The sequence below is a fragment of the Streptomyces sp. MUSC 14 genome, assembly GCF_001866675.1.
Lineage (GTDB): Bacteria > Actinomycetota > Actinomycetes > Streptomycetales > Streptomycetaceae > Streptomyces.
Genome location: NZ_MLYN01000111.1, coordinates 1 through 8,671, shown reverse-complemented (window position 1 = coordinate 8,671; position 8,671 = coordinate 1). Strand labels below are relative to the sequence as shown.

The following is an 8,671-nucleotide window of genomic DNA, read 5'->3' as shown; positions in this document are numbered from 1 at the left end:
ATCCCTTCCAGGGCGACCACCACTGGCTGACGGCTTCCCCCGGAGCCTCCCGCGGTGTGGCCGGTATCGGAGCCGTGAGCACGGAGCATCCCCTGCTCGGCGCTGCTGTCGAACTTCCGGATTCCGCCGCGGTGTTGTTCACCGGACGCCTGTCGGCGGGAGCGTACGAATGGCTGGCAGGGCACCGCATCGGCGGTTCCCGGGTCGTCCCGGACCCGGTACTGGTCGAGTTGGCCGCCATGGCCGGCGATCAGGTGGGCCGCGGACGGCTGGAGGCGCTGTCGGTGCGGGAGCCCCTGGTGCTGGCGAAATCCGAGGCCGTCCAGCTCCGCGTCACCGTCGGTGAGCCCGGGGAGGGCGGCGCCCGTTCGGTGGCCGTGCACTCGCGGCGGGGCGACGGCGGCGTGGGCCGGCCGTGGACCTGCCACGCCGAGGGATCGCTCACCGAGGAGGTTCCGACGCCGGACTGGGACCTGGAGGCCTGGCCGCCGGTCGGCGCCGAGAGCGTGCCCCAGGAGCGGCGGGCGACGGACGACGGCTCCGAGGAGGAGCGCACCACGCGCTCCGTGTGGCGGCGGGGCGACGACCTCTTCGCCGAGGTTGCCCTGACCGAGCGGCTGCGCGGAGAAGCCGCCGGGTTCGGGCTCCATCCCGTGCTGGCGGCGGCGGTACTGGACCTGCTGCCGACCGGGGAGCAGCCGGCGGACTCCGGACGGCCGCGGCGGGTGGCGCAATGGAGCGGAGTCTCGCTGCACGCCTCCGGAGCCTCGATACTGCGCGTACGCATCAGCCCGCTGGCCGACGGCGCGTTCTCGGTGCGGGCCGCCGATGCCACCGGGGCCCCGGCGCTGACCGTGACGTCCGTGACGCCGCGACCCGTCTCGCGTGGCGAGGTGAGCGCGGCGGGGGCTGCACAGCAGGACGGTCTGTTCAGCGTGGAGTGGCGGGAGACGGACCTCGCTTCGAGCGTCGGCCCGATCCCCGCCACGTGGGCGATCGTCGGCGAGGACACGCTGCGGGCTCGGTCCGCGCTGATGTCCGTGGGCCAGTACACCGAGGCGTACCCGGATCTGGAGAGCCTGGCCGCCGCGGTCGCCGACACCTCCGGCGCACCCGATGTGGTCCTGGTGACCTGCGCCGCAGTGGGCGGGGAGGGGACGGGCGAGGAACTCGCCGGCAGCGTCCACGACACCGCGCGCCGGGCGCTGGACTGGGCACGGTCCTGGGTGACGACACCCGCGTTCGAGCGGTCCCGGATGGTGTTCCTCACCCGGGGCGCGGTCCCGGCCTGGGACGGCACGGGGGCGGACGGACGGCTCGACCTGACGGCGGCCGCGGTATGGGGGCTGGTGCGCTCGGCGCAGACCGAGTTCCCGGACCGCTTCCTGCTGGTGGACACCGACGCGAGCAAACCCGCCTGGCGTGCGCTGCTGCGGGCGGCGGGCTCCGACGAGCCGCAGTGGGCGTTGCGCAAGCGGGCCGCCCGGGTGCCGCGGCTGGCGCGCCTGGCCGTCGGACCCGGCGGTGACACGACGCCGCTGGACGGCGTCGACGGCACGGTCCTGGTCACCGGCGGCACGGGCATGCTGGGATCGGCGCTCGCCCGTCACCTCGTGGTGGAACACGGCGTACGAGAACTGTTGTTGACGAGTCGTCAGGGATGGGCGGCGCCGGGAGCCGTCGACCTTGAGGCCGAACTCTCCGCGCTCGGTGCCCGGGTCACCATCGCCGCCTGTGACGTCACGGACCGCAAGGCGCTCACCGGACTGCTGGCGGGGATCCCCGCCGACCGGCCGCTGCGCGCGGTGGTGCACACCGCGGGAGCTCTGGACAACGGGGTCGTGTCCTCGCTGACGCCCGAGCGGCTGAGCGCGGTGCTGCGGCCGAAGACGGACGCGGTGCTCGCGCTGCGCGACGCGACCAGGGACGCACAGCTCTCCGCGTTCGTGCTGTTCTCCTCTTTCGCCGGCGTCCTCGGCGGCGCCGGTCAGGCCAACTACGCCGCGGCGAACACCTTCCTGGACGCCTTCGCGTACGACCTGCGCGCCCGCGGGATCCCGGCGACCTCGATCGCCTGGGGTCTGTGGGAGGGACGCAGCGGGCTCGCCGAGGGCAAGGCCGAGGCACTGCCGGGATCCGTGGCACTTCCCCTGGCACAGGGGATGCAGCTGTTCGACGCGGCGCAGGGAGCCGGACTCGGCCTCACCGTCGCCGCCCAGCTGGACTTCCCGGCGCTCTACGAAGGAGCGAGGGCGGGCCGGGCACCGGCACTGCTGCGGTCCCTGCTGCCCGCCCCCGCCCGCCGGACGGCGCAGGACACCGCGATGGAGAAGACGGAACTGCGGCACGTCCTGGCCGCGATGGCGACCGACGAGGAACGTGACACGGCCCTGACCGGGCTCGTACGCGACCGGATCGCCACCGTACTCGGACACTCCTCCGTGCAGTCCGTCACGGCCACCGCGGCGCTGAAGGACCTCGGCTTCGACTCACTGACCTCGATCAACCTCCGCAACGCCCTGAACACGGCCACCAACCTGAGCCTCGCGCCCAGCGTCGCGTTCGACTTCGCGTCACCGGCCGAGCTGGCCCAGCACATCAAGCAGCAGTTGCTCACCTGAGACCGGCCCCGACGCCGGACGGACAAGGAGAGATCCCGCATGAGGATTGAGAACGTCCACATCGACTCCCTGGGGGTCGTTCTGCACGAGTGGGCGAGCGCGGAACAGGCCGTGGCCGACGGCCGTGTGGACGCCGAGGTGGTCGCGTCGAACGGGCTCACCGGCACGCATGTGTCCGGTGAGGTGCCGGCCGTGGACCTGGCCGTCTCGGCCGCCCGCACCGCCCTGGACCGCTCCAAGATCGAGCCCGACGAGATCGCGTCGCACCTGCACAGCGCGGTGTACTACCAGGGGCCCGTCGGCTCCTACCCGCCGGGCTACATCCTGCGCGAGCTGGGCCTGGACGACATCTCCGCGATCTACCTCCAGCAGGGCTGCAACGGCATGCTGGGCGCCCTGGAGGTGGCGATCGGCCAGATGACCGGCGCCGCCGAGGCCGAAACCGTGCTGCTCACCTCCGGCGAGAACTTCTCCTCGCCGGAGATCGACCGGTGGACGGGCTACGGGCAGTCCTACTTCCTCGGCGACGGCGCCGCCTCCGTCCTGCTCAGCGCGGACGAGGGATTCGCCACGGTGCGGTCGTTGCACGCCGGGGTGCTCCCGGAGCTGGAGAAGTGGCACCGCGGCGACGGCCCGCAGCTCCTGCGCGGACAGCCGGACTCGATGGCCGACATGGCGCAGCGGGCCGAGCAGTTCACCGAGACGGAACTGTCCCTGTCGGACACGCTGGAGAAGCTGACCGTCTTCGACCTGGGTGTCATCCACCGGGCCCTGGTCGACGCCGACCTGAACGCGGCGGACGTCGCCAAGGTCGTGCCGATCAACATGGACGGCCGGATGATCGAGTACTCCCTGATGATGCCGCTGGGGCTGCCCATGTCCCGGTCCAGCTGGGACTTCGGCAAGAGCGTCGGACACGTGGGCGGCGCGGACGTCTTCATCACGCTGGAGCACCTGGTCCGTACCCGCGAGGTCGGCCCTGGCGACCAGGTCCTGCTGGTCTCCCAGGGGCCCGGCTGGATCTGCACCGCCAGCGTGGTCACGATCAACGAGCTGCCCGCCTGGGCGGTCTGAACCCCGGCGACCGGGGCACCGCCCCGACGCCGTGCGCAGGCGGCCCCGACCGGGTTTCCCCCAACCGGTCGGGGCCGCCTGCGTGTTGGCCGGCCCACGTCGGCCGGCGTCCCGGTGCGTGCACGCATGCGACCGCCCACCGCTCGTACCCAGCGGTGGGCGGTCGTCCGACGTCGATCTCGTCCGACTGGTCTGTCCTACGGCGTCGCGGAGGCCGTCTGGAGCACGGCCGGGAACTGCGCGCCGAAGCGCACCGAGTCCACGGTCAGCACCGGGGTACCGGCGGCGTCGACAGCCGTGACGCCGAGGGTGCCGTCCGCCGCGGCCGTGAGCCGGGCGCGCAGCACGGAGGCCCGGGCGGCGTGCAGGGTCACCCCGCGCCAGAGGCCCGGTGCTCCGCGCCGGTGCGCGGTCGATCCGGTGGGATCCCATGCCCCGCCCAGTCCGGCCCACAGCTCGGCACGTGCCACGGCCTCCAGCAGCGCAGGGTGTACACCGAAGCGGTTGCCCTGCTCCGGTGTCCCTTCGGGCACCCGGACCTCGACGAACAGTTCGTCGTCGCGCCGCCAGACGCCGTGCAAGGCCGACGGCGCGCCGGTGGCGCCGAAGGCCCCGTGGTCGCCGAAGACCTCGTCGGCCGGTACCCACCAGGCACCGGCCGGCGGCCACACGTCCGGCTGCCACCGCGGCGGCGCACCGGCGGTTGCCGCCGTGCCGGACGCCTGCCGGACCCACGGCGGGCCGCTCGCACCGCTCGCACCGGAGTCCCGGCGCGTGTGGACCGTCACCGCCCGCAGGCCCAGGGCGTCGGCCGCGCCGACGGTGACCTGCACCTGCACGCCGCCGGCCGCGGGCAGGACCAGCGGTCGTACCGCTGCGAACTCCTGCAGCCGGCCGCAGCCCAGATGCCCGGCGGCGTGCAGTGCCAGGTCCAGCAGCACGACACCCGGCACCACCGTCCGCCCGTCGTCCGAGCGGGAGAGCCCCGGTCCGTCCACGCCGCTCACGAAACGCCCGGTGAACGTCACCTCGTCCGTGTCCGGACGCTCGATCACCGCCGCCAGCAGCGGATGTTCCGCGTCCGCCAGCCCGAGCTCGGCCGCGCTTCCGTAGCGCGCGCGTCCCGACGGTCCGTGGGACCGCTGCCACAGCAGCCGCCCGGTCAGTCCGGACAGCCGCTGCCGGGCGATCTTCCCGGCCGGGTCGCGCGGCACCTCGTCGATCGCGTGGACCTCCTCCGGGCGCTTCAGCGGCGGCAGTTCGTCCCGGCAGGTGGCCAGCACCGCCTCGACGTCGAGCCCGTCCGGACCGGGCACCAGGTACGCCACGGGCACCTCGCCGAGCGTCGGGTGCGGCTTCGCGCCCACCGCCGCGTCGCCGACGCCGGGCACCTGGAGGAGCACCCTTTCCACCTCGGCCGGATGGACGTTCTCGCCGCCCCGGACGATGACTTCCTTCAACCGGCCGGTGACGGTGAGGTATCCGCGCGCGTCCCGCCGGGCCAGATCGCCGGTGCGGTACCAGCCGTCCCAGAGCACGGCCTCGGTGGCCTCGGGCCGACCGTGGTAGCCGAGCATGAGCGCGGGACTGGACACCCAGACCTCGCCCTCCTCGCCCGCGCCGGCCTCGGCGCCGGTGCGCGGGTCGGTGAGCCGCAGGGTCACGCCGGGCAGCGCACGCCCGCAGGAGCCCGGCACGTACGGGCCGTCCGGAAGGTTGGTGGTGATCGCGCCGCACGTCTCGGAGCTGCCGTAGCTGTCCAGGAGGGCGACCCCGAACCTGGACCGGAACGCCTCGTGCAGGGAGGGCGGGCAGGGAGATCCGGCCACCATGCACACCCGCAGGCCGAGCGGGGCGAAGCGGCCGGTGCGGGTCCGCTCCACCATGTGGTGGTAGAGGGCCGGCGAGCCGACGAGGAAGGTGGAGTCCTCCTCCCGGGCCGTGCGCAGCACCTCGTCCGCGGCCAGCTCGTCGGTGATGTACGTGCTGGACCCCACGGCCAGGACGCCCAGCACGCAGATGTTGTGGGCAAGGGTGTGGAACAGCGGCATCGGCGCCAGCACGCGGTCCCGTTCCGACAGCCCGAGCAGCGGGGCGTTGCACGACGCCGTCGCCCACAGCGCGGCCCGCTGGGTGGAGACCACGCCCTTCGGCTTCCCGGTGGTGCCCGTCGTGTAGAGCAGCCATGCCGGCTCGTCGAGCCCCAGGTCGTCGCGCGGCGGATCGCGCAGCGACCAGGTCGCCGCCAGCGTCTCGTAGCGGGGCAGGGAGTCGTCCGCCGCGTCGCGGCCGGCGAGTACGGCATCGAGTTCGGCGGGCTCGCCCACGAGGACCACGGCGATGCCGGGACGCTGGGCCAACACCCGCCGAACCTGGGGCAGTTGCCCGGCCCCTGTGATCACCAGGCGGGCGGTGCAGTCGTCCAGGAGGTGGCCGAGCTCGGCGTCGGTGCGGTGCGGATCGAGCGGGACGCCGACGGCGCTCGCGCGGGCGACGGCGAGACGGCTCTCCACCGCCTCCACCCGGTTCGGCAGATAGATCGCCGCGGACGCGCCCCGCGCGAGTCCCAGCCCCACCAGATGACCGGCGACCCGGGCGGTACGCCGGTCCAGTTCGGCCCAGGTCAGTGAGCGGCGGGCGTCCTTGAAGGCGATACGGTCGGGCTGCCGGGCGGCGTGCCCGGCGAGCAGTTCGTGCACCGGCCGGATCAACTCCGCCCGGAACATGGCGTCCGCGCTCACGCGTTCCCCCTCATGCGCCGGCCGAACGGTAGCGGCGCACCGCCAGCGTCCGGAACAGCACCGCGATCAGTATCGACCAACCCGCCGACACCAGCACGGGATGCTGGGCGGGCCAGGCGCCCGTGGCCGCGAGGCCCGGGTTGCCGAACAGCTGCCGTGCCGCCTGCACCGTCGCGCTCAGCGGGTTCCACTCCGCGGCCCAGCGCAGCACCGTCGGGAGCGTGGAGGGCGCCACGAACGCGTTCGACAGGAACGTCAGCGGGAACAACCACAGGAAGTTGCTGCTGGCCGCCGCCTCCGGAGCGCGCACCGTCAGGCCGATGACGACGCCCACCCACGACAGCGCGTACCCCATGAGCAGCAGCAGCCCGAACCCGGCGGCAGCCTGCAGCACCCCGTGATGGACGCGCCAGCCGACCAGCAGCGCGCACAGGATCATCACGGTCACCACGATCGCGTTCTGCACCAGGTCCGCGACCGTGCGGCCGGTGAGCAGCGCGCCCCGCGCCATCGGCAGCGACCGGAACCGGTCGACCATGCCGCTCTGCAGGTCGTTGGCCATGCTGACGCTGCTGTTGCTGGCCGTGCCGAAGGCGATGGTCTGGGCGAAGAACCCCGGCATCATGAACTCCCGGTAGGCCGCCGGGCCGTGCGCACCGGGCAGGGCGAAGGACCCCGCGAAGATGTACGCGAAGAGCAGCACGAAGACCAGGGGCTGCACCAGGCTGAGGACGAGTACCTCCGGGATGCGGAGCGTCCGGATCACGTTGCGCCGCGTGACGACCAGCGTGTCCCGCACGGACTTGCTGACCGTGCCGGGTTTCAGTTCGGGTACGGGCGGTGCCGTTGCCGACACGTTCATCACTCCTTCTCGCCCGCCGCGCCGGTGGCGGCCGCCGCGCCCACCGGGTTCCGCGGGACGTCCTCGGTCAGGGCCAGGAAGACCTCGTCCAGCGTCGGGCGGCGCAGTCCGATGTCGGTGATCTCGATCCCGTCGGCGTCCAGCGCGGCGATGACCTCCGTGAGCAGCCGCACTCCGCCGTCGACGGGCACCGAGACGATGCCGCGCGGCCGGTCCACGTCCGGGCCACGGGTGCCGAACCGGGCCAACAGCGCGGCGGCGGTGTCGAGTTGCTCGGGCCAGGCGACCACCACCTCGACCCGCTGGCCGCCCGCCTGCGACTTCAGCTCGCGCGGTGTGCCGCGCGCGACGATCCGCCCGTGGTCGACGACCGCGATGTCCCGGGCCAGACGGTCGGCCTCCTCCAGGTACTGGGTGGTCAGCAGCAGCGTGGTGCCCTGCGCCACGAGGTCCTCGATGGCGTCCCACAGCATCAGACGGCTGGTGGGGTCCAGGCCGACCGACGGCTCGTCGAGGAACATTACGGAGGGCCGTACGACGAGGGCGCCGGCCAGGTCCAGCCGCCGCAGCATGCCGCCCGAGTACGTGCCCGACACCCGGTCGCCGGCCGCGGTCAGGTCGAACCGGTCCAGCAGTTCGTCGGCCCGTTGCCGGGCGGCCCGCGCCCGAAGGCCGTACAGTTCACCGATCATGCGGAGGTTCTCCCGGCCCGTCAGCCGGTCGTCGACCGCCGCGAACTGGCCCGAGAGGCCGATGGACAGCCGAACCTGGTCCGGCTCCCGGACCACGTCGTGGCCGGCCACGACGGCGGTGCCCGCGTCCGGGCGCAACAGGGTCGTGAGCAGCCGCACCGTCGTGGTCTTGCCGGCTCCGTTGGGGCCGAGCAGCCCCAGCACGCCGCCTTCCGGCACGTCCAGGTCTACTCCGTCCACGGCCCGGACCTCACCGAAGGTCTTGACCAGACCCGTGGCGTGAATGGCACCCGCCATGGGGTTCTCCGTCCTCGTGCGCAGGGATGGGGGCGTGCGGGGTGTGCGGGAAGCACGGGTGTCCGGGACCCGGGTGTTCCCGGTCCCGGACACATGGCCGCCGCTCAGCGGGCGGCGATCAGCTTCAGCTCGGGGTGGGCCGTGCCGCCCTCGATGGCCGTGGACGAGATGTGCGAGACGACGCGGTCGTCGACCGGGTCGTTCGCCGGGTCGTCGTGCACCTGCAGCAGCTCGTACGTCGTGTTGCGCTGCGCCGGGACGCGTCCCGCGCCACGGATCAGGCCGATCAGTTCGAGCAGGTTGGAGCGGTGCTTGGCACCCGCGGACGAAACGACGTTCTCCTCCAGCATCACCGAGCCGAGGTCGTCGGCGCCGTAGTGGAGC

At 73.3% G+C, this 8,671-nt stretch carries 5 protein-coding genes and 1 pseudogene; 2 read left to right on the top strand and 4 right to left on the bottom strand.

Annotated features, from left to right (window positions below):
* Positions 1-2,621: type I polyketide synthase (locus BIV25_RS45115; RefSeq protein WP_143076833.1), on the top strand; the 2,621-nt coding region annotated here is incomplete at its 5' end.
* A 39-nt stretch (positions 2,622-2,660) separates the two neighbouring features.
* Positions 2,661-3,695, top strand: coding sequence for a ketoacyl-ACP synthase III family protein (locus BIV25_RS45110; RefSeq protein WP_071378416.1), 1,035 nt, complete (start codon positions 2,661-2,663; stop codon positions 3,693-3,695).
* A gap of 197 nt (positions 3,696-3,892) precedes the next feature.
* Here BIV25_RS45110 and BIV25_RS45105 read toward each other — a convergent pair whose 3' ends face one another.
* The 4 genes and pseudogenes from BIV25_RS45105 to BIV25_RS45090 all read right to left on the bottom strand — a co-directional run.
* Positions 3,893-6,436 (bottom strand): AMP-binding protein, encoded by a 2,544-nt coding sequence (locus BIV25_RS45105; RefSeq protein ID WP_071378415.1) that lies wholly within the window; start codon positions 6,434-6,436, stop codon positions 3,893-3,895.
* Between the two features lie 10 nt (positions 6,437-6,446).
* Positions 6,447-7,298, bottom strand: coding sequence for an ABC transporter permease (locus tag BIV25_RS45100; protein WP_071378414.1), 852 nt, complete (start codon positions 7,296-7,298; stop codon positions 6,447-6,449).
* Positions 7,298-8,287, bottom strand: coding sequence for an ATP-binding cassette domain-containing protein (locus BIV25_RS45095; protein ID WP_071378413.1), 990 nt, complete (start codon positions 8,285-8,287; stop codon positions 7,298-7,300). The genes BIV25_RS45100 and BIV25_RS45095 overlap by 1 nt, the downstream gene beginning before the upstream one ends.
* Before the next feature lie 104 nt (positions 8,288-8,391).
* Positions 8,392-8,671: pseudogene (locus BIV25_RS45090) on the bottom strand (dehypoxanthine futalosine cyclase); the annotation flags it as partial.

Coding starts and splice junctions, on each gene's coding strand:
- BIV25_RS45110 (WP_071378416.1), top strand. CDS start 2,661: ATGAGGATTGAGAACGTCCACATCGACTCCCTGGGGGTCGTTCTGCAC.
- BIV25_RS45100 (WP_071378414.1), bottom strand. CDS start 7,298: ATGAACGTGTCGGCAACGGCACCGCCCGTACCCGAACTGAAACCCGGC.
- BIV25_RS45095 (WP_071378413.1), bottom strand. CDS start 8,287: ATGGCGGGTGCCATTCACGCCACGGGTCTGGTCAAGACCTTCGGTGAG.